Source organism: Arthrobacter sp. P1_B9 (assembly GCF_056406495.1).
The window spans coordinates 328,320-350,886 of the sequence record NZ_JBFUAA010000001.1; the positions used below are offsets into that span (position 1 = coordinate 328,320).

The 22,567-nt window shown below is 62.3% G+C and carries 14 protein-coding genes; 12 read left to right on the forward strand and 2 right to left on the reverse strand.

The annotated features are described in order from the left end of the window. Positions 1–3 precede the first annotated feature (3 nt). The 3 genes from AC1D1A_RS01420 to AC1D1A_RS01430 are packed head-to-tail and all read left to right on the forward strand — an operon-like array spanning position 4 to position 3,004. Complete coding sequence (locus AC1D1A_RS01420; RefSeq protein WP_476946962.1) at positions 4–810, forward strand: lysophospholipid acyltransferase family protein; 807 nt, start codon at positions 4–6, stop codon at positions 808–810. Beyond that, complete coding sequence (locus AC1D1A_RS01425; RefSeq protein WP_476946963.1) at positions 807–1,859, forward strand: NAD(P)H-dependent glycerol-3-phosphate dehydrogenase; 1,053 nt, start codon at positions 807–809, stop codon at positions 1,857–1,859. Before AC1D1A_RS01420 ends, AC1D1A_RS01425 begins: the two co-directional genes overlap by 4 nt. Positions 1,860–1,873: 14 nt before the next feature. Further along, on the forward strand, positions 1,874–3,004 hold the full coding sequence (locus tag AC1D1A_RS01430; protein ID WP_476946964.1) for a D-alanine--D-alanine ligase family protein: 1,131 nt from the start codon (positions 1,874–1,876) through the stop codon (positions 3,002–3,004). Between the two features lie 48 nt (positions 3,005–3,052). Here the strand turns inward: AC1D1A_RS01430 and AC1D1A_RS01435 are convergent, their stop codons facing one another. Beyond that, entirely contained in the window at positions 3,053–3,553 is a 501-nt protein-coding gene (locus tag AC1D1A_RS01435; protein WP_476874370.1) for a DUF3515 family protein, read from the reverse strand. 636 nt (positions 3,554–4,189) lie between these two features. Between AC1D1A_RS01435 and AC1D1A_RS01440 the strand changes: the two genes are divergently transcribed. The 9 genes from AC1D1A_RS01440 to AC1D1A_RS01480 all read left to right on the forward strand — a co-directional run bounded on the left by AC1D1A_RS01440 (position 4,190) and on the right by AC1D1A_RS01480 (position 19,714). After that, complete coding sequence (locus tag AC1D1A_RS01440) at positions 4,190–4,468, forward strand: hypothetical protein (RefSeq protein ID WP_476946965.1); 279 nt, start codon at positions 4,190–4,192, stop codon at positions 4,466–4,468. 2 nt (positions 4,469–4,470) lie between these two features. After that, positions 4,471–5,724, forward strand: a complete 1,254-nt coding sequence (locus tag AC1D1A_RS01445) for a glycosyltransferase family 4 protein (protein WP_476946966.1) — start codon at positions 4,471–4,473, stop codon at positions 5,722–5,724. Next, complete coding sequence (locus tag AC1D1A_RS01450) at positions 5,721–7,469, forward strand: glycosyltransferase family 4 protein (RefSeq protein ID WP_476946967.1); 1,749 nt, start codon at positions 5,721–5,723, stop codon at positions 7,467–7,469. The genes AC1D1A_RS01445 and AC1D1A_RS01450 overlap by 4 nt, the downstream gene beginning before the upstream one ends. Then, positions 7,469–8,356, forward strand: a complete 888-nt coding sequence (locus AC1D1A_RS01455) for an ABC transporter permease (RefSeq protein WP_223916437.1) — start codon at positions 7,469–7,471, stop codon at positions 8,354–8,356. Before AC1D1A_RS01450 ends, AC1D1A_RS01455 begins: the two co-directional genes overlap by 1 nt. Then, positions 8,343–9,230, forward strand: a complete 888-nt coding sequence (locus tag AC1D1A_RS01460; RefSeq protein ID WP_476946968.1) for an ABC transporter ATP-binding protein — start codon at positions 8,343–8,345, stop codon at positions 9,228–9,230. Before AC1D1A_RS01455 ends, AC1D1A_RS01460 begins: the two co-directional genes overlap by 14 nt. Before the next feature lie 53 nt (positions 9,231–9,283). Then, entirely contained in the window at positions 9,284–11,137 is a 1,854-nt protein-coding gene (locus AC1D1A_RS01465; protein ID WP_476946969.1) for a glycosyltransferase family protein, read from the forward strand. After that, complete coding sequence (wecC, locus tag AC1D1A_RS01470) at positions 11,118–12,398, forward strand: UDP-N-acetyl-D-mannosamine dehydrogenase (protein WP_476946970.1); 1,281 nt, start codon at positions 11,118–11,120, stop codon at positions 12,396–12,398. The genes AC1D1A_RS01465 and wecC overlap by 20 nt, the downstream gene beginning before the upstream one ends. 26 nt (positions 12,399–12,424) lie before the next feature. Then, positions 12,425–15,646, forward strand: a complete 3,222-nt coding sequence (locus AC1D1A_RS01475) for a bifunctional glycosyltransferase/CDP-glycerol:glycerophosphate glycerophosphotransferase (RefSeq protein WP_476946971.1) — start codon at positions 12,425–12,427, stop codon at positions 15,644–15,646. A 207-nt stretch (positions 15,647–15,853) separates the two neighbouring features. After that, complete coding sequence (locus tag AC1D1A_RS01480) at positions 15,854–19,714, forward strand: CDP-glycerol glycerophosphotransferase family protein (protein WP_476946972.1); 3,861 nt, start codon at positions 15,854–15,856, stop codon at positions 19,712–19,714. Positions 19,715–19,830: 116 nt separating this feature from the next. On the opposite strand, the gene AC1D1A_RS01485 is transcribed toward AC1D1A_RS01480, so the two are convergent. After that, entirely contained in the window at positions 19,831–22,206 is a 2,376-nt protein-coding gene (locus tag AC1D1A_RS01485; RefSeq protein WP_476946973.1) for a CDP-glycerol glycerophosphotransferase family protein, read from the reverse strand. Positions 22,207–22,567: the final 361 nt, after the last annotated feature.

Consider the following 22,567-nt stretch of genomic DNA (forward strand, 5'->3'; position numbering starts at 1 on the left):
TCCGTGAAGGAATCGGCCAAGAGCCACGTCACATTCGTGACAGTCGCCGGGATCATCCGGCCCGTGATGAACCTCCTCATGGGAAAAAAGTGGGAAGGCCTCGAAAAGCTCCCCGCCGGCGGCTTCATCGCCGCGCCCAACCACTGCACAGAAATCGACCCGCTGGTGGTGGGGCACATGCTCTACAACCAGAAACGGATGCCGCATTTCCTCGCCAAGGCCGGCCTGTTCAAGGTGCCGGTGCTTGGCGCTGTCCTGCGCTCCACCAAGCAGATCCCGGTGGAGCGTTCGACGACGGGGGCGAACCGTTCGCTGCAACTCGCCAAAGAGATCGTGAATGAAGGCGGGGCGATCATCATCTACCCTGAGGGAACCCTGACCCGGGACCCGGGACTCTGGCCGATGAAAGGGCACACCGGTGCCGCGCGGATGGCATTGGAGAGCGGCATTCCCGTGGTGCCCATCGCCCACTGGGGTGCCCAGGAGGTCTTCCCGCGGTATGCGAAACGTTTCTACATTTTCCCCCGCAAGACCTCCCGCCTGGTGGTCGGGGATCCCGTGGACCTGAGCGTCTTTGAGGGCCACCCGCTGGACAAGGCGACGCTCGACGCAGCCACGAATGCAATCATGGACGCGATCACCGGCCTCCTGGCAGGACTGCGTGGAGAACAGCCGCCCGCGCAGCGGTGGAACCCAGCGGCGCACAACCAGTCCAAACAGGGCCGCTTCGTCGAACGGGGCGGCGCCGAAGGTAAAGCCATCCAAGAGGGTGGCGCATCGAACGAGAACATTGGGGACAGCACCGGATGACGATTAACTTTGAACGAGCAGCATCCGCCACCAACGTGGCCGTTCTGGGGGCAGGCTCCTGGGGTACGACCTTCGCCAAGGTTGTTGCTGACGCCGCCACGGCCTCCGGGGTCGAACGAAACATCCGCCTCTGGGGCCGGCGCCCCGAAATCGTGGACCAGATCAACACCCTGCACCGCAATGAGCAGTACCTGAACGGCATCACGCTGCCGTCCAGCATCACTGCATCGAAGGACGTTTCCGAGGTGCTCTCGGGGGCGGAACTGGTCATCCTGGCCGTGCCGGCGCAAACCCTGCGGCCGCAACTGCAGGCCTGGAAAGAACATCTTGCGCCCGGCGCCGTCGTGGTGTCCCTCATGAAGGGCCTCGAGCTGCACACCGATGCCCGCATGAGCGAGGTCATCAGCGCCGAGCTGGACCTGCCTGCCGACCGGGTCGCCGTGGTTTCCGGCCCCAACCTGGCCATGGAGATCGCGCGGGAGGAGCCAACAGCCTCGGTGGTGGCCTGCACGGACCCGATCACGGCAGGCTGGATCGCCCGCAGCTGCACTGCCCCCTACTTCCGCCCCTACACCACAACCGACGTGATCGGCGTCGAAATCGGCGGCATCGTCAAGAACGTGATCGCCCTGGCCGTGGGAATCTGCGAAGGAAAGAAGATGGGGGACAACACCAAAGCCTCCGTCATCACGCGCGGCTTGGCCGAAACCTCACGGCTGACACTCGCCCTTGGCGGCGAAGCCCGAACCATGGCGGGGCTCGCAGGCCTGGGCGATCTCGTGGCGACCTGTTCCTCCCCGCTGTCCCGAAACCACACGGCCGGCAGGCTGCTCGGCAAGGGGCTGACCCTTGACCAGGTCACCGCCGAAATGAAGCAGACGGCTGAAGGCATCAAGTCCAGTCAGGCTGTCAACGAACTCGCCGGAAAGCTCGGCGTCGACATGCCGATCACGGCCGCCGTCGTGGCGGTCCTTGCCGGAAAACTGTCCGTCGATGAACTGGGTCCGCTGCTGCTGTCCCGGGACCTGAAAGCCGAAGGCGACCACTGAGAGTGTCAGGGAACATGACCACAGAAGACCGTCCGGTCCAGTCCAAACCCCGCGTGGCGGTGCTGTTTGGCGGCCGCTCCAGCGAGCACGCCGTCAGCTGCGTGACAGCCGCCGGCGTCCTGGGAGCCATCGACAAGGACAAATACGACGTCATCCCGATCGGGATCGCCAAGACCGGCCAGTGGGTTTTGGCGTCCGGCGGAACCGACGAGTGGTCGCTCTCCGCCTCGTCGCTGCCCGAGGTGGCCCCCTCGGCGCAGACCGTCACCCTGGCCGAGATCGGCGGCGAGCACCAGCTGATCGTCGCAGCCCCGAACACCGTCCCGCAGGAGCTCGGCGGCGTCGACGTCGTCTTCCCGCTGCTGCACGGGCCCTTCGGCGAAGACGGCACCATCCAGGGCCTCCTGGAACTGTCCGACACCCGCTACGTGGGCGCGGGCGTGCTCGCGTCCGCCGTCGGCATGGACAAGCACTTCATGAAGGTGGTCTTTGAATCGGCCGGGCTCCACGTGGGACCCTACATCGCCGTGACTGACCGGCAGTGGCGCAACGATCCCGAGACCGTCCGCAAGCGCGTGGACCAGCTCGGCTTCCCGGTATTCGTCAAGCCGGCCCGGGCAGGGTCTTCCATGGGAATCTCCAAGGTGGACTCCCTCGAGGGCCTCGACGCCGCCATAGAGATCGCCCGCGAGCACGACCCCAAGCTGGTCATCGAAGCCGGCATCACGGGCCGCGAGATCGAATGTGCCGTGCTGGAGGGCCGGGGGACCGATGCTCCCCGGACGTCTATGCCGGGCGAGATCTCCGTCGCGGGCGGCGGCCATGAATTCTATGACTTCAACGCCAAATATGTGGACGACGCCGCAGCCCTCAGCTGCCCGGCCGACCTCCCCGAAGAAGCGATCACCCGTGTCCGGGAACTGGCCGCGGTCGCCTTTGACGCCGTCGGAGGCGAGGGACTGAGTCGGGTTGACTTCTTCTACACCCCTGATGGCGAACTGATCATCAACGAGATCAACACCATGCCCGGGTTTACGCCCAAGAGCATGTACCCGCAGATGTGGAAGGCCTCAGGACTGGGCTACGCCGACCTGATTGACGAGCTGATCCACCTGGCCCTGCACCGCAAGACCGGCCTGCGCTAGAACCGCGCTGCGCTAGAACCGGGCGGGCGCGGACGCGCCTGCCCGGGCCTACTTGCTGGTGGGGAGGTTCTGCAGATCCTCTTGACCCACACATTTCCGGGTTGCCGGAATCTTCAGCGCGGCGGCGGAGAGGTCCGCCAGCACGGTGGCCGAACTGATCTTGTCCGGATCCATCAGGATCTCCGTGGCCGGTTCGCGGCCGAAAGTGGTCAGCGTCCACACGGGGTCGCCTTCCTTGATGACCCAGTCGACGTCGTTGACGCTGACACAGCGGTCCGTCGTGGGTCCGGGAACGTTGACGCCGCAGCGCAGAATCACTTGGGACGGATCGCCCCAAGCCGCAGTGGCCTGTGCGTTGGTCTTCCGCAGCTTGGCATCGCCGATTGCGTCCGGCAGGGCCAGCATCATCGGCGCGCATGCCGCGTTCGCGGCATCCTTGGCGGGCGTGACGTCGACCACCGGGGAACACGAGGTCAACGCCAGGCCGGCTGCGGCGGCCGCCACAGTCAAGGACAGGCGCGCGGAAACCAGACGGCTGAAAGGGAGCATTGATCCAGCTTATCCCGGTCCGCGTGGCGCTATGGTCACGGCCCGGGCTGCCCTATATCATGGCCCGGTGGCACTGAGGTGAACAGCTTGTCTCACCGTCAAGTAGACTGGGGGGACCGTGCACCGCTGGGGTTTTGCCGACAACGACGTTAGTGATGGCCACGACCGCACAAACTTGATTCAATCTCGCACCTGGGGGAGGGCCTGTCGATGACGTCGCGCAGCCAAAAACTGAAGTCAGCACGTGTCGGGCTGGGAGCACTGCTCCTGGCCCTCTCCGTCGCGGGAACGGCCGTTCCAGCCCACGCTGATGATCTGGGTCTTCCGGTCCCACCAGTAGTAGCGCCGGCCGAGCCGCCTCCTGCTCCGGCTCCCGATCCTGCCCCTGAACCCGTCCCTGCCCCGGAGCAGCCTGCTGACCCCGCTCCCGAGCCGACGCCCGCACCGGCACCGGCTCCCGCGCCGGCTCCCGCTCCCGCGCCCGCTCCCGCTCCCGTACCCGCGGCGCCCGCTCCCGCTCCCGCTCCTGCCCCCGTAACCGTGCCCACCGCGGCAAATCCCGCGCCGGTTCCCGGAGTAACCGCGCCGCCAGCGCTGGCACCGGCGCTCGCACCGCCCGCGGCCAACCCCGCGCCAGTGGAAGAGGCCACAGCCGAAGCGTCGGCAACACCGACGCCCTCACCTTCGCCGACACCTGCGCCGTCGACGGCCCCTGCGGTGATCGCCACCCCCAGCGAGCCACCCGTCATGGTGAAGTCTGAAGTCAAGGCCGCGGTTGCGGTAGCCACCGGCAGCCCGCTGGGGATTCAGCTGGTCACAGTCCTGATCCTGCTCGGCGCGGGTTTGGCCTACTTCCGTTTCCTCGGAGGGAAGACTATGGTCCGTTCCCGCCAGGGCGGGAAAGTAACACCCTAGACATGCGCCACGAATTTGTTGACCGCACACCACAAGGGACGCAGGCCGAGAGCCTTCGGATAACCCTGCTGACCCACTCCTACTGGCCGGAACAGAGCCCTCCCCAGCGCCGCTGGACCGCCATGATCAAGGAATTTTCGGCATCCGGCTGGGATGTCGACGTCGTGACACCCGTTGCGCACTATCCTTTCGGCCGGCGGGCGCTGCCCCGCAAGATGGCCGGGAGGCCTTTCCAGCCGCAAAAAGGGCAGTTTACCGAGAAGATACTCCGCGTCCCCTACCTCCGCCACGGCAACTCCCGGGCGGCACGTTTGCTGGATCAGTGCTTTTCCGCGGCACTGTCGATTCCGGCCGGTTTCATGGTCCGCAAGCCCGACGTCGTCATTGTCACGGCGCCGGGTCTGCCTTCCTTGGGAGCCGGCTACATTCTGGCCAAGGCCCGCGGCGTCCCCCTGATCGTGGAAATGCGGGATGCGTGGCCGGACCTGGCCCGCGACGCCCGGCTGGTCCAGGGCAGCGTGAAAGGCGTCGTTGAGCGCGTCGTGGATTTTGTCCAGCACCGCGCCGACCTCGTGGTCACCGTGACCGAGGGATTCGCCGCGACGCTTCGGGCGCGCGGCATCCGCAACGTAGCAACCGTGAGCAACGGCGTGCACCTGGACTCCATACCAGTCATGGGACCGCCGGAACTCGACCGCGACGTTTTCGAAGCTTTGTACCTGGGGAACCACGGCGAGAGCCAGCGGCTGGACGTGGCCATCCGGGCAAGCGCCCTCGTGGGGGACTCCATGCACCTGCACTTGGTGGGCCACGGGACTCAGCGGCCGGCGCTGGAGAAACTGGCGCGGGAGCTGAAGGCCCCGGTCACGTTTCACGCACCCCTGACCGGGGACGCCATGCTCGAGCGCTATGCGTCGGCCGACACCTGCCTGGTGTCCCTTCGAGACGACTGGAAGTCCTTCGACACCACCGTTCCATCCAAGACCTACGAAGTTCTGGCCATCGGCCGCCACATCACTGCTGTGGTGCGTGGCGAAGCGGCCCGCATTGTCATGGACGCGGAAGCCGGGGACATTGTTGCCAGTTCTCCGGAAGCTGTGGCAGATCTGTGGCGCGAGCTCGCAGCCGACCGAAGCAGGCTGGTCCGCAACGGCGACAGCCGTCAGTGGGTTAAATCCAACGCAGAATATGGACACCTCGCCAGCCGCTACATGCAACTCATCTCCGAGCTTCTGGCGGACGTTCCCAGCAAATGATCCAGCTCCTCAAGAATGCGCGGCTCGCCGCGAGTGTCATCAGCCAACACCTGGTTGATGACCCGGTTCTCCTGTACCTGCAAGCTGCCCGCCGTCTGCCCGCCGTCGTGCGCCCCTTCGGCCGGGTTGTCACCGCCATCTTTCCGAGGAACTCGGTGGCGGCTCCCGTCATCCTCGCCGCGCTCAGCAACGGAAACGACGCCGATGCCAAGCGCCGCCTCGAACTGGCCGCGGATGGCCCCACCCGGGGGGAACCGGCCCGGCGCCTGGCGGACATTGCCCTGTCTGCCGGCCTGCTGGAGATATCGGACGACTTATTGGCCAAAGCAGGAAATGCTCGCGGCCTGAAGTCTGCGCGGGCCCGCAGATTGTGGCATGACGGGGACCTCAGCGGGGCCGTCAAGGCCCTCGACGGCTCCGGCGCTGCAGGACGGCGGCAGCAGGCACGCCTCGCCGGTGAGGCGGCGGTCTACGCCGGCGCGGCCCCGGTGCTCCGTCGGCAGGATTTCGAACCGGTTCCCGGCCGGGTCCTGCATTTGCTCACCAATTCACTGCCCCACACCGCCAGCGGCTACGCCCAGAGATCCCACTCCATCATGGTGGCCCAGCGGGAAGCGGGCTGGGGCGTCCTGGCGGTCACGCGGCTCGGGTACCCCGTGCAGGTCGGCCAATTCCTGGCGCGGGCCACCGACGTGGTGGATGGCGTCCGTTACCGGCGCCTCCTCCCGTCGCGGCTGGCCCGCACCATGGACGCGCGTCTGCAGCAACAGGCTGAGGAATTACTGCGGGTGGCCCTGCAATTCAGGCCGAGCGTTCTGCACACCACCACACACTTCGTCAATGGATTGGTGGTCCGGGCCGTGGCCGATGCCCTGGGCATCCCGTGGGTGTACGAGGTCCGTGGCCAGCTGGCAGACACGTGGGCCGCCACGCGGGGACCTGCGGCACGGGACAGCGAAAAGTACGCGCAATTCCAGGCCCGGGAAACCGAAGTCATGCGCGACGCCGATTTGGTGGTGACGCTGGGCCATGCCATGAAAGCCAATATTGTGGCCGCGGGCATTCCGGGCGGCAAGATCGTCATCGCTCCCAATGCCGTGGGCGGGGCGTTCCTCGACCAGCCCGGCGGCGCCGCCGACGCGCGCCGCGAACTCGGCCTGCCCGGGGACGGACTCTACATCGGCACGGTCAGCAGCCTGGTCGCGTATGAAGGCCTGGATGACCTGGTCAGCGCGTTCGCGCTCCTGGCGCCGGAATTTCCGCAGCTGCGCCTGCTGATTGTTGGGGACGGCGTGGCCGGTCCCGCCCTGCGGGAGCAGGTCCGGGGCCTCGGCCTGGCCGGGCGGGCGATCTTCACGGGCAGGGTGCCCCGGGATCAGACCCCGCTTTATCATCAGGCCCTGGACGTGTTCGTGGTGCCGCGCAAGGACCTGGACGTGACCCGTGCCGTGACCCCGCTCAAGCCGGTCGAGGCGCTGGCGAGTGCACGGCCGGTGGTTGGAAGCGACCTGCCCGCACTTCGGGAGATAATAGACGACGGCGGCAACGGGCTTCTGGTCCCTGCCGCGTCACCGGTCGAGCTTGCGCGCACGATCTCGGCGCTGTTGCTCGACGCGAGCCGACGGGCGTCGATGGGGCGCGCGGGCCGGGCCGCAGTCCTGGCCGAGAGGACCTGGGCGGCCAACGCCGAGGCGCTGGCCGCGCGTTACGCTGGGCTGCACCATGAACATGAGGAGATCGAGTAGTGTCCGCAGATAGTGCAATAGACCCGGAGCCGGTGGCTGTGCAGCCCCTCTCCGTGGACATGCGGCGGCTGACCCGTGTCGGTTCGCGGCCCAACTTCCTGGACTATCTTGTTCAGCTCTGGGACTTCCGGCAGTTCATTTTTTACGATGCCCGCGCCCGGGTGCAAAGCGGAACGCGGCGAGATCGACTGGGCAGCGCATGGCTGCTCCTGAACCCCATTTTCAACGGCCTGACCTACTTTCTGATTTTCGGGTTGTTGCTCAAGACCAGCCGCGGTGTTGAGAACTTCGTGGGATACCTGGTGGTAGGAATTTTCGTGTTCCAGTTCAGTTCCGGTGCCATCACCTCCGGCGCGCGCTCCATCAGGAGCAACAAGTCCGTTGTTCAGGCGTTCAACTTCCCGCGTGCCGCACTTCCCATCGGCGCCAACGTTCGGGAGTTGTTGTCGGCCGTGCCCCTCATGCTCGCCATGCTCCTGATCGTGGTGGTGCTGCCTCCAGCTGAGAACATCACCTGGCTGTGGGTATTGGTGATACCGGCCATACTCCTGCAATCGCTATTCAACCTGGGGGTGGGGCTCATCCTGGCCCGGATTATCTCCCGCGTTCACGACGTCACGCACCTGCTGCCCTTCGCGCTCCGGGCGTGGATGTACGGATCGGCGATCTTCTACACCTATGAGCGCTTCGTCACCCATCCCCAAATGCTTGCCGCCATCAAGCTCAACCCCTTGTTCAACGTCATCGACATAGTCCGGGATTGCGTCCTCTATGCCCGGGTTCCCCAGTGGCAGTCGTGGGCAATACTCGCTGCCTGGGCTTTGGGGGCTCTTGCTGTTGGGCTTGTCTACTTCTGGAAGGGGGAGGAATCCTATGGACGCGGGTGAGAAGGAAATCTTCATCGAGGGACATCCCTGCGTAGTGGTGGACAGCGTACGGATGCGCTATCGCGTCGCCTCGAGTGCGTCGTCTGACGCGGAGCCCGACACGACCAAGCCCCGGTTCCTGCGCCGCGCCGTCAACAAGCCCAACATGGTCACCGTACAGGCCCTGAATGAGCTCTCCCTGGTGGTGGAACGCGGTGAATCCGTCGGCATCATCGGCCGCAACGGATCCGGGAAAAGCACGCTAATGAAGATCATCAGCGGCCAATCCAAGCCGACGTCGGGGGCCGTGTATGCCTCCAGCACACCGATCATGCTCGGCGTTAACGCAGCCTTGGTCCAAGACCTGTCTGGGGATCAGAATGTCATCCTTGGGTGCCTTGCCATGGGCATGAGCCGGGCCGAGGTAGACGAGAAGTACAACAGTATTGTCGAACTGTCCGGACTCGAGAAGTCCATTCACTTACCGATGAAGTCTTATTCTTCGGGCATGGCGTCACGCCTCCGGTTTGCCATCGCCGCGAGCGTCGATCCCGAGATTCTACTGGTGGATGAGGCGCTCAATACCGGTGATGCCCAGTTTGGTGACCGCAGCAAATTGCGGATGGACGAGCTCCGCGAGCAGGCAGGCTGCGTCTTCCTGGTCAGCCACAGCCTGGACACGATCAAGGCCATGTGCACAAGGGTGATTTGGCTCGACAAGGGCGATCTCATCATGGACGGTGAGCCGGAAATCGCCATCAAGGCCTATCAGGACTTCACCCGGCACCTGTCAAAGGGCAACAACATTTCAGCCGCCAAGATTCTCGACGACGCCAAAGCGAACCTTGTGGCCACCGAGGTCCGTGGGCGGTCCTCACGCCGGAGCCGAGGCTGATGCCGGGCCTCCGGGAGCTCCGGAAAGGCCTGTGGCATTTGCGCAGGGGCGGTTTGGCACAGTACAAGACCTGGCGGTCCCGTGAGCGGACCGAACAGGGCTTCGCCGCGCCCCGCAACGTGCAGGGCGTGGAAGCGGCCTGGACGGGGCGGGGGCGCAAACGCCGGCTCTCGCTGATTCCGGCCGCCCTCCCACAGCACCAACCGGCCCGGCCCGACGTCCGGGCCGCAGTGATCCTGGACGACTTTTCCGCCTTGGCCTTCGGCTACGAGTGGGCCACCAGCGCCGTGCACCCCCACACCTGGCGCAGCGACCTCGCATCCGACGCCGTCGACCTCCTCTTTGTCGAGTCGGCCTGGGCGGGCAACGGCGGCCTGTGGCGTGGAAAGCTGACCGGCCCCAGCGGGCCCAGCAACGAGTTCCGGGAGCTGGTCCAGTGGTGCCGGGACCAAGGGATTCCCACGGTTTTCTGGAACAAGGAAGACCCGCCGCACTACGACGACTTCCTTCCCGCTGCCCGGCTGTTTGACCACGTCTTCACCTCTGACTCCGGCCGCATAGCCCAATACACCGAGGATCTCGGGCATGACCGCGTCGCCGTGCTCCCGTTCGCGGCCCAGCCGGCCATCCACAACCCCGTGCGGCCAGGACACGGCCGGCACCAGCGGGACGTTGCCTTTGCCGGGATGTACTTTGCCCACAAATATCCCGAACGTCGTGCCCAGATGGACCTCCTGCTCGGCGGGGCGCTGGACGCGTCCACCCGGATGAAGACGGGGCTGGAAATCTTCTCCCGCCAGCTCGGCGGCAACGCCGAGTACCAGTTCCCGGCACCGCTGGACTCGCACGTGGTCGGTTCGCTGACGTACGCGCAGACGCTGTCCGCCTACAAGGCCTACAAGGTCTTCCTCAACGTCAATTCCGTTGTGGACTCGCCCAGCATGTGCGCCCGGCGCATCTTTGAAATCTCGGCGTCCGGGACACCGGTGATCACCGCGCCCAGCCAGGCCATGGGACAGTTTTTCACCCCCGCGGCCGTGCCCGTGGCCGCCACCCGCAAGGAAGCGGAGCACCTCACCCGGGCGCTGGTTTCCAACCCGGAGCTGAACGACCGCACGGCCCATCTGGCCCAACGCACCATCTGGTCGCATCACACGTATTCCCATCGGGCGGCCACTGTCTTGCACCATGCTGTGCCAGCAATCGCGGCGGGCGCGTCGCGGCCGTCAGTGTCCGTTCTGTTGCCGACCATCCGGCCCCAAAACCTGGAACATGTCTTCCGGACCCTGGCCGGCCAGCGCGGGGTGGAGCCGGAGCTGGTGCTCCTCACCCACGGCTTCCAGCTCTCCGCCGAACGCCTGGCGGAGCTGTCAGAAGAGTCCGGGCTCCGCAACGTCGTGCTTCTTGAGGCACCGCGGGACGTGTCACTGGGGGAGTGCCTGAACATGTGCGTCGCCGCGGCCAGCGGGCAGGTCCTCACCAAGATGGACGACGACGACCACTACGGCCCGCACTATCTGAGTGACCAGCTCCATGCCCTGTCGTACTCCGGCGCGGATGTTGTGGGGAAACAGGCCCACTACATGCATCTTGAGACGACGAACGCCGCGATCCTGCGGTTCGCGGTCCGGGAACACCGGTACACCGACTTCGTGATGGGGCCAACAATCATGGCCCACAGGGAAGTTTTCACGGACCACCCCTTCCTTCATGTCAGCATCGGCGAGGACACAGGATTTCTCCGTGCCGCCCATGCCGCCGGTAGGATCATTTACTCGGCGGACCGCTTCAACTACTTCCAGGTCCGCACCGGTGACGGACACACCTGGCAGGTGGAGGACTCAGAGCTGCTCGCGTCCGGAGACTTGAAATTCTATGGAAAGTTAAATGAACATGTTGACATCTAAGGCTGCCGAGACCGAGGCATCTATCAGGACAGTCGCCGTCGTCGGACTTGGTTACATCGGGCTGCCCACGGCGGCCATCCTGGCCACCAACGGTCTCGAGGTGATCGGCGTCGACGTCAATCCGGGCACCGTGACCGCCATCAACAACGGCGACGTGCCCTTCGTGGAACCTGACCTGGGCGTCCACGTCGCGGGCGCGGTGAGCCAGGGGCGGCTCCGGGCCCAGCTCGAAACGCCCGCCGCGGATGCCTACATTGTGGCCGTGCCGACCCCGTTCAAGGCGGACAAGTCGGCCGACATGTCCTACATTGCTGCCGCCGCCCGCGCTATCGCCCCGCAGCTGAGCGGCGGGGAACTGGTGATCCTGGAGTCGACGTCGCCTCCCGGCAGCACGCGCCGGCTCGCCGAGCTGATCCTTGGGCTGCGCCCGGACCTCAGCCTGGACGGCCACGACGGGAAGCCGAAGCTTTTGGTGGCGCACTGCCCTGAAAGGGTGCTTCCGGGCCGGATCATGATCGAGCTGGTGACCAACGACCGGGTGGTGGGCGGTCTTACATCTGAGGCTGCGGAAGCCGCCGCCGCCCTGTACGCAGTGTTCTGCCAGGGCGAAATCCATCTCACGGACGCCGCAACGGCGGAAATGTCCAAGCTCGTCGAGAACGCCTACCGCGACGTCAACATTGCCTTCGCGAACGAGTTGTCCGTTATCAGCGACAACCTGGACATCGATGTGTGGGAACTCATCCGCTTAGCCAATCACCATCCCCGGGTCAACATCCTCCAGCCCGGCCCCGGCGTTGGCGGCCACTGCATCGCCGTGGACCCCTGGTTCATCGTGGCCGCCGACCCCGAGAATTCGAGGCTGATCCGGACCGCCCGCGAGGTCAACGACGGCAAGCCTGGCTACATTGTGGAACAGGTCCGGAAGGCTGTCGGCGACGACAGCCGTCCGACAATTGCCTGCCTGGGCCTGGCGTTCAAAGCAAATATCGACGACGTCCGGGAATCTCCGGCCGTGGAGATCGTCCGGCGTGTGGCTGTGCAGCATCCGGATGCCGAGATTCTGGTTGCTGCACCGCACAAGGATCACCTGCCGCAGGAACTCGCCGTGATTGAGAACATCCGGCTGGTGGAAACGGACAAAGCCATTGAGGCTGCCGAGGTAGTGGTGCTGCTGGTGGACCACGACAAATTCCGCGACATCGAGCCCAGCAGCCTCGAGGGCAAGCGGCTCATTGATACGCGCGGTTTCTGGCGCTGAGCTATGAAGACAGGCAAGGGGCAGCCATGAAATCCACTGGCACAGGAGGGCCACACCAACTCCGGCTGGCTCCCCGGCTGCGACGCATGACGTCCCGGCTCAGCGGGGCCATGCATCCGGCTGACAAGTCGCGGCTCCATCGCCTGATCCGAGGCCGGCACAAGCAGCTCGGGCGGGTGTCAGTGATTGTGCCCGTATTCAATGTCGAGCCCTATCTGGCCGACTGTCTGGCAAGCATCGTCGCGCAAAGCTACCCGTATTTGGAAGTCATCGTCATAAATGACGGATCCACGGATGGTTCACGGGCCATTGCCGAGGATTTCGCCCGTCGCGACCGAAGGATCCGCGTTCTCGACGTTGCCCACGGAGGGAACGGCCGCGCGAGGAACGCGGGCATTGAACGGGCCACGGGCAAGTTCATCACCTTTGCGGATTCCGACGACGTTGTGGCCCCTGATGCCTACAGCGTCATGATCACGAAGCTGCATGAAACGTCGTCCCAGTTCGTCGTGGGCTCCTCCGCCCGGCTGCTCGGACGGAAGCGGTCAACAGTGAAGATGATGGACAGGCTCCACGCCATCCCGCGGGACGCGATTGGCCTGGTTGATTACCCAGACATCATGTCGGACGTCTTCCTGTGGAACAAAATGTTCCGCAAAGACTTTTGGGACTCGGCTGTGGGCCCCATTCCCGAGGATGTCCTCTACGAGGATCAGGAAACTACGGCCCGGGCATATGCGCGGGCAGTAGCGTTCGACATAATTCCAGACGCGGTATACAACTGGCGGATCCGTCAGGACGGATCTTCCATTACGCAGAACAAGCACTCCCTTCGGGACTTGGAAGATCGCCTCTGCGTTGTGGATTCCGTCAGCCAGCTGCTGGTAGCCGAAAGCGGGCCGGATGCCCTGCTGGCCTGGTTCACGAGAGTTCTGGGATCGGACCTCGTGCCTTACTTCGAACAGGTACCGTATGCCGGGGACGACTACTGGGCTACACTTCACTCTGGTCTTGCAAAAATCCTCTCCTCGGTCCGGAACCTGGGCGACGGATTTTCGACAACTGTGCTGAGGAACATCGGGCCGCACGAGCAGATCCTGTGCAGCCTGGCGGCACAAGGGGCGCGCGCTGACCTCGAAGACGTGCTCATCCATCGGTCCGAAAATGGCACTGGCTTTGAGACCCAGATCCGCAATGACAAATTCTTTGCCCGGCTCGAATATCTGGACTCGCTGGCCACGCGTTTCCCGGGCCAGGTCCTGGAATTCCCCTCCGCAACATTGGCGCCGGATTCGCACGTGCGAAGCGCCGGGTGGTCCAAGGATGGGGCCCTAGTGTTGGCCGGACATTTCTTCTTACCGGGCCTCGATTCGGCAGCCTATCCCGGTCAGATTAGGGTCCTGGTCGAGGACAGCGCGGGCAGGCTCCGGGACCTGGACGTCCACCGCGTCCAGGATCCCCATCTGGACGTACTGGGCAATGATCCGCATGCCAGCCACGCCGGGTCGGGATTCAGGTGCAGCATCGGCGCCGAGCGCCTCGGCGACGTTCTCACCGCGCCGATCGAGGTGGTCATCAGACTGGCTATTGGCCAAGAAGTCTTTGAGCGCCGGCACGTGGTGAGTCCACCGCTGCGGGACGGCCTCGGCGCCGGGACGGGCTCCGCACCCCCTCACCCCGTGGTCACCGACGTCACCTTTGACATAGAGCGGGACGAGTTCAGCGTGTGCGTTCGGGTTCCGCGCGCAATGGCGCCGGCTCTGGCTACTTTTGACCTCGCCTTGGTCACGGCCCGGAATACTGTGCGTCCGACGTCGGTCCGACAGCTCCGCCCGGACACCATGGTATTTACGTTCCCACTGAAGCAGACCGCGTGGGGCCGGGAAGCGGCTGCGCCTATCCCCGGCGCTTACACACTGCGGTACGTGAGCGGGGGAGGCAGCCTGGATCAGTCGTCGATGCCGGTTATGACCGATGTCCAATGGACGGACCTTCTGCCCTTGGAACACCGATATCCGCACGCCACTGTAAGGGTTTTCCAGGTCACCTCTGGAGCCTGCGCTGTGGGAATTGCTGCGCCCCTTCAACCGTCGGAGCGCGGCAAGTACAACCAGCGCCGGCTCCGCGACGAATACGCGGACGCACGAGGTTCGCGTGCACTCACGGAGATTGTCATGTTTGAGAGTTTTGCTGGCAAGAGCTGCACTGACAGTCCACGCGCTATCTCCGACGCACTGCACGCGAAAGCACCCGACTTGCCCATCCACTGGTCCATCGCTGACTTCTCCGTGGAATTTCCCGAATATGCGGTACCGGTCCTACGAGGCTCCCGCGAATGGTTCATCATGCTTGGGACCTCAAGAACGATCGTCAACAACAACAATTTTCCGTCCTATTTCAGAAAATCCGAAGGTCAGCTCTACGTGCAAACGTGGCACGGCACACCACTGAAAAAGCTGGCACGGCACGCTCCGACCCGTTATCTCTCGGCTTCCTACCGCAGGCTCATGGAACGGGAGTCACAGATGTGGGACGTCCTGTTCGCGCAAAACGCTTTTGCCGCGGATGTCTTGCCTGACGCGTTTGGCTACGGCGGCGACGTCCTGACGTTAGGCTATCCGCGCAACGACGCTTTAGCAGCGCCGGGCCGGGCAAGCCGTGCAGAACGAGTGCGGCGAGATCTAGGCATAACGCCGGAGAAGATCGTGGTCTTGTACGCGCCCACCTGGCGTGATAACGCCAAAGATGTATCAGCGCGCCACACCATGGTGAACCACTTGGATTTTGCCACGGCACTGACGTCACTTGGACCGCAATATGTGTTCCTAGTTCGTGGGCACCACAATGTTTCTGGAGGCGCATCCACTCAAATTGGGGCCAATCTAATAGACGTATCCATGTATCCGGAGATCAACGATCTGATCCTTGCTTCGGATCTTCTGGTGACGGATTACTCGTCGATATCCTTCGACTATTGCGTGACCGACAAGCCAATGTACTTCCTGGTCCCTGATCTAGATCAGTACAGGAATGAGGTCCGCGGATTGTACCTCGACTGGGAGGCCATAGCTCCTGGGCCGCTGTGCTCAGATACAGGACAGCTGTGTGAAGCCATCCGGTCAGGTATTCAGGTCCCTGAAGCCGTCTATCGCCGGTTTAAAGAGACTTATGCAGCGCTGGATGACGGAGGAGCAGCAGACCGGGTCGTAGGCGAAATTTGGCCCGCTGAAGTGACCTCGCACATTTAGAACCGGGGTAGGCCGGTGCGGGCCATCTGCGACGCCGTTGCGGCGGTCACGGTGACAGCGTCCGACGGCCATGGGGCGAGCAACCCGCTGGAGGCCTGGTCGGGCGGCGGTGAATCGCTGGTCTGCCTTGTTGGCACCGTAAACTTTAGGGATGGACAGGGTCGGCGGCGTGTCTGCTCGGCGGTTCTCTTAACATGGAGGAAATTAATGATTGGTTGGCAACTCGGCTATTGGGGCGGTCGCGAGTTCGAGAAACGAGGCAACTGGAAATCAGCTGCCTCCGTCTATCAGCGGCTCTGGGACCAGGGGGAATCTACCAACGCCAGGATCGCTTTCAAACTCGGTCACGCCTACTTCAGGCTGGAAAACCTGGACCTTGCCCGGAAATACATCTCCATTGCCGTACAGCTGGATCCCAAAATCGCCGCCTGGCACTACCGCCTCGGGTTCATCTTGGAGCGTCAGAAACTGTGGGCAGAGGCGTTGCACTCGTATGGCTCCGCCACAGATTTGGACCCCGAGCGAGCCGAATGGTTTTACCGGAAAGCCCAGTGCGAACAGTCCCTTGGCGAAAAGCTAGCGGCGCAGGCGTCGTTGCGCTCAGCTATTCATCTCGACCCGCGGAACGCCAAGTTCCATAAGGCGCTGGGAAAGCAACTGGGCGAGGGCGCTGCGCGGTGGCAGGAGATCGAAGCGCTTGAGGACGGACTGTCGCTCCACAATCAAGACGCGGATTGGCTGATCAAGCTAGCGCAGGCGTACTTCGAAATGGAACGCTTCCCAGAGGCCGCGAAACTCTATGAGCGCGCACTCGTACTACGACCGGATGATGCAGGGTTGCTGTTCGCTGCCGGCCGCGCTCACGCTGGCAAGGGCGATCATGGCGCTGCCCAACGATGGTTCGCCCGCGCAGTCGACGCTGACAGTGAGTTGGACGCAACCCGACTTGGACACGGCGTCTTCTTCGAGGCCCTGCAGGACTGGAACAGTGCGGCCAGCGCGTATCTGGACCAGCTCGAGCACCGACCCTTGGATTCTAAGCTGCATTACCGCCATGGATTTTCTAGCGACAGGGGCTACAGATGGGCCGACGCGGCCTCGTCGTATCAGGCAGCAGTCGCGCTGAAGCCGGATGAAGCGTATTGGCACTACCGGCTTGGCTTTGTGCAGGAGCGGTCGCATAACCTGCAGGAGGCCGCGGATTCGTATGAAGCAGCCATACGAGTAAGTGAAAACAAAAAGCCCTATTGGCTATTCCGGAGGGCTTATGTTCTCCACGAATTGGGTCTTTTTGAGGAAGCGATTGATTCGTATATTGCCGCTGCAAACCTGACGCCGCTGGATCAAATATTCGGTGATTCGGTCGAGTCGAATACCATAGCCGTGAGGGACAGGCTTCTGGGTCTCGTTAGGCAGCTTGCGAGTTCAATAAAGAGCATGCTCGACGCACAATCCTTTTTTGACGTCGGCATGGATGCCGAAAAACTGGGGGACTGGCAGGGTGCAGCAGAGCTTTATCACCAGGCTGTGCTTCGTAGCAATGATCACCGACCTGCTTGGTACAACCGACTTGGCCATGCGCTCGCGAAATCCGGTCAGGCCGAGAAAGCCTGCGACGCCTTCCGGGCGAGTCGGATATTCGCGCGACCGTATGGAGTGAGTGAACGAGGATACTCGAAGAACCCTGGCACAAAAACCGTTATTGAATACATTGAATATTACGAGACGCTGCCGATAGCCAACAAGACGGTTCTCTATGAGAGCAACCTGGGCGGTTCCATCGATTGCAACCCCTTGTCCATTTTTGAAAAGATCGTCGATGATCCGAAGTATTCGGAATACACGCACATCTGGACCGTTGCTGACGGAGGCGTCTCCTTGCCCGGCAGCCTCCTGGGACGCGCAAACGTTCTCATCGTGGTCAAACAATCCGATTTGTATCTGCGCTACCTGGCGACAGCCGAGTACCTCATCAACAATTCGACTTTCCCGTCGTACTTCATCCGAAGAGACGGCCAGTCATATTTGAACACCTGGCACGGCACGCCCTTGAAGAAGATGGGAACGGACGTGGAAGGGGCTGCCCTGGAGCACGCCAACGTTACCCGCAACTTGCTGCAGGCTACACACCTGCTCAGTTCGAACGATCACACGACAGATGTTCTCACACGGGCCTTTGGCGTAGATCAACTTTTCACCGGACGCATTGGGCTTACGGGCTACCCTCGTATCGACAAAACGGTAAATTCTTCAGCCGCGAGCCGTGACGCCGTCCTGAGCCTGCTGGGGCTGGATCCCGAGGATCACAAGCCTGTCGTGCTGTATGCACCCACGTGGCGAGGCAGCATGAACGCCAAGGTCCTCGACGCGGAGGCCATGGCCCGCGACATTGGAGCCCTCGCGTCGGCTTCCGACTTCCACCTTGTGGTGCGTGCCCACCACTACACCGAAGAGCTCCTGGTCAACGGAGAACAGTCAATCACCGTCGTCCCCCGGACGCTCACCACCAACGACCTGCTGTCCGTTGTCGACGTCCTCATCACGGACTACTCGAGCGTTGTCGTCGACTACATGGCTACCGGGAGACCGATCGTTTTCTACGTCCCGGACCTTGACGAGTACGCTCTGGAACGGGGGCTGTACTTCGACATGAACAGCCTCCCCGGTCCTGTTTGCCGAAACGTTGACGAGGCACTCGCCGGCATTCGAATCGGACTCGCGGCGGATCACGTACACCCAACGTATGCGGCAAACCAGAAACGGTTCACGCCGGTCGAGCACGGAAACGCTGCAGCGAGAGCGGTCGCCTTCTTCTTCGAGGGTGATTCCAGCCTCGAGGTATCGCTTCCGAAAAAGGAAAACTCGCTGCTGTTCAGGCACGGCATGAATCCCAATGGCATGACAGCCTCTCTGCTCAACTTGCTTCAGGCGCTGGACTCGGAACGCCACGCCATGACGCTGTTGATCGATGCGGCCAGCGTTTCAAATGATTCCCAACGGCTGGCCGCTTTCAAGTCTCTTCCAGAAAGCGTTCGAACTGTTGGACGGGTGGGCCGTCAAAGCGCCTCTGTTGAGGAACGATGGATAATTTCAACATTCAATAGATCGAATGCTTTTTCAGCGGATGAGAAGAAGAGAATATACTTCAATGCCTACCGCCGGGAATTCCGTCGACTGTTTGGCAACTCTGCTTTCGACGCTCTCGTGGAATTTGACGGTTACTCGCCGTTTATGGCATCGATACTGCTCGGTGGCCGCGACGGCGTGAACAAGAGTGAGATTTTCCTGCACAACGATATGCTGGCCGAGTCGAGCTCCAAGTACCCGTACTTGCGCGAAATGTTTGCCCTTTATCCGGAGTTTGATGGAGTGGTTTCCGTCTCGAAAGCTCTCAGCAAAGTCAACTCGGCAAAGTTGTCAGACACCTTCGGCATCCCGAGCGAAAAGTTTGGCTATACGCCCAATGTCGTGCTCCCTGAGCAAATCGTTGCGCGCGCCTCGGAGCCAGTTGACGCCACGTTGGCCAAGTGGATGTCCGGGCCGGGCAAGGTCTTCACGATGAGTGCCCGCCTCTCGCCGGAAAAGGACCACGCAAAACTACTGCGGGCGTTCAAGCAGATAGTTGACGAAGCCCCGGATACGCGACTGGTGCTGATCGGTGACGGGGTGCTGGCAGGAGACCTCCGGAGACTGTCCAGCGAGCTCCGCCTGGATGGGTGCGTCCTATTTGCAGGAATGCAGGACAACCCATTCGCGATCTTGCGCATGAGCGACTGTTTTATCCTCTCGTCCAACCATGAGGGCCAGCCAATGGTCCTGCTGGAAGCGATGGTTCTTGGCATGTCGATAATTGCGACCGACATAGACGGTTCCCGAGGTGTTCTCGCTGGTCCGGACGGCGAGCACGGGCTTCTCGTGCCGAACTCGGTGGACGGGCTTGTCAGCGGCATGCGCGCGTACCTGGCGGGGAATGTTCATCCGGCACAGTTCGACGCCGAGCAGTACGTCGCCGGGGCCTTAGCCAAGTTTGAAAGCATAGTTGGCGCTGATGTTGCGCTGACCAGATGACCCACTGACACGAAAGCGGCTAACGGAGGTTCTCTATCCGTTAGCCGCTTTCATTTGGTCACGTTCCGCCGGCGGCAGTCCAAGATCGTCAGGACCCCGCCGAGTGGGCAGCTGCCCTAGTCTTGCCGGGAGTTCTCCTTGCCGAGTTCGAGAATGCGGGAAACGACCATCTCGGACGACCGTGGGTTGTCCCACGGGTTGAACTCTTTGGTCCAGTCGGCATAAGCGCTATCGTGCTTCTGCCTGCTTTCCGGCAGTTCGCGGAGGGCATCAATAACCTCCTGCCGGGAATGGCACAGGGGACCTGGGGCCTTGTCTGCCAAATTGAAATATACTCCCCGGCCGGATCCCGTGTAGTCATCCCAGTCGGGAACGAAGAAGATCACTGGTTTTCGAGTCACGCTGAAGTCGAACATAATGGACGAATAATCAGTCACCAGCACGTCGGCGGCGGCCATAAGGTCCGTGGGATCGTTGAATGTAGTGACGTCAATGACTCCCGCGGCCCGCACATTCTCGCCACGTCGAAGGCTGACGGAGTGCCCGCGAACGAGGACAGTGAAGTTCGGCCCAAGCGTACTGGCCATGGCGCCGGCATCTAAGAGATCAGATGATCCCGCATTGCCTTCCCTCCATGTTGGCGCGTAAAGGATGACTGTATTGTCGTCTGGAATGTTCAGAGAGTTGCGAACATCCTTCCTGAGAATCTCACTGTCGAACAACGCGTCGTTGCGCGGATACCCGGACTCCATGATCTCCCCACGATAGGCGTATGCCTGTCGGAAGACCGCCGTGCTGTGTCGGTTCTGTGAAAGCAAAAGGCTCCATTGGTTCGCGTCCTTCTCCAGTTTCGCCACCCGACTTGCTTTTTCCTTCGACCCGGGGCGGTCCAACCCCAGAAGCTTCAGCGGAGTTCCGTGCCACGTCTGGACCAAGACTTGTTCCTTGTGCAGCTGAAACCGATCTGGCGCCCAGCAGTTGGTGACCACGTACTTGGAATCGGCCAAGACCCGCCACCACTGCGTGCTGTTACGGATCACGCGTATGGCCCCATCCGGCACTGAGACCGACAGGTCCGCGACGCCCACGTACAGTTTTGCATCGGGAAAGCGCCGTCTTACCTCTTTATAGAGGGCCAGGGGACTGTCTGAAAAGTTCTTACCGAACCAACTTTCAAAGTAGAAATCATCTTTCTGTATTTGCCTTCTGTTGCGGCTCGCGGTGCTGAGTTTGCGCTGATTAAATTCACCCAATTCATTTGCACCGAGTGGGGCAGCTACATTGACGTAAATTTCGTTTGCGGGCGAGCGCTCCAGCCGCACATTGACCTGGTCAGACGAATGTCTCCTGTACAGCCCCGCGATAAGGGGCCGGGTCGGGCGCAGATATTCGTGTGACCCGTCAGCGAACTCAACAGTCGCACGGTAGCCGCCTGATGGAACGGACAGCGGCCCGCTTTCTGAGGTCAGAACGAGCGGAACGGAAAAGACAAAGCGGCCCGCATTATTGGTAATAAGACTCGCCTCAACGCGGCTGCGTGGGCCCTCGAGAGAAAGAGCCAATGGTTTGGAAGTCACATCCGCATATGAACCCGAGATAACAATGTGCGGGGTGGGTCGCGGGTAAAAGTCGACAGTATCTGCTTCAATATGCTGTCGCACGCGATCCAAGCGTACGACACCGCTCGGACCGGCTGTCAGAATTACTCCAGCTGCAAGTTCAGTGACGGTCGCAGGCATCGTGGACCAATGGAGAAGCCGACGTTCTCCAGCCTCGCCCTGGAGATAGAAACGCCACGGCTCCTGTTTTTCTCCCGCATACTCCGGCAGGTCTGCTAAATCGAAGGCGACTTCAACCCAACTGCCCTCACGATTGAACGTTGAAGCCGGGACTTCGCGGTCCGCATCGTCCTTCAAGACCGCCAGCGTGGGGATGAAGGAGCCATTTGTCTTTACCCAGAAGCTAAGCTCACTTCCGACAAACGATTGTGCGTGTGCCACTGCGATGCGCTCGGCAACCTTGAATTGCAAGCCTTGGGCGCTCCACGAAGGCACGACGTGTATGCCGTTCGGAAACCCCGACGCATCGAGGGCGCCGGCGGACCCCCAACGGTATCTATTTGTCAATTTTGATTCGTATGAGTGCTGACCGTCAGAAATGGACAGATGAACCGTCAGTATTTTGCCCTGTGCGGTTGCGGCTGCCAGATGGCTATCAAAGTCAAAGACCACTTCCAGTGCGCTCTTGGAAACGTCAACTGAGGTATTGGCGCTTCCTTCGTTGGCGGCGGGGTCCTCACAGGGGCGAACCAGTGCATGGGTGCGATTCCCCTGTTCGTCCTGTAGCCAGACCTCCACCTTCGCCGGCGGCGATTTCGAGATTTGGGGGAGCAGATATGCCCAGAGTTTTATGGTGTAAGTCCGGGCGCCCGTCCAGGTGGCCGCGCGAAGCTCGGCCCTCGCGGGAAGAGCCGGTGTTTCTTCCTTATTCATCGTGAGAAATTCGCCTTTGGTAGGTTCATCGGTCGTCGGTCTAGATTCTATCGCGGATCGACCTTTTGCCTTGGTGGCTAGAGGCCACACAAGCGTGCCTGGCCACTACGGGTCGGCTGCTCCCCGCTCTGTCCACACAAGTCTGGGAGCCTTGGGACAGCCCGATGGGATGAGCACACCGTCAGCCCGGGTGGCGACAGCACGGAGGCGCGAGCACGGACGTTCATGGAATGGCTTTGTGACGGACCACCGAGGCCGTTCTGGCCGACGCGAGAAAAATAGTCCCGCGTTCCAATCTGCCAGACAGGTTCGGGTTCCAAGTACATCCGACGGTTCTTCCCCACGCGGGCGTTCTTCGGCT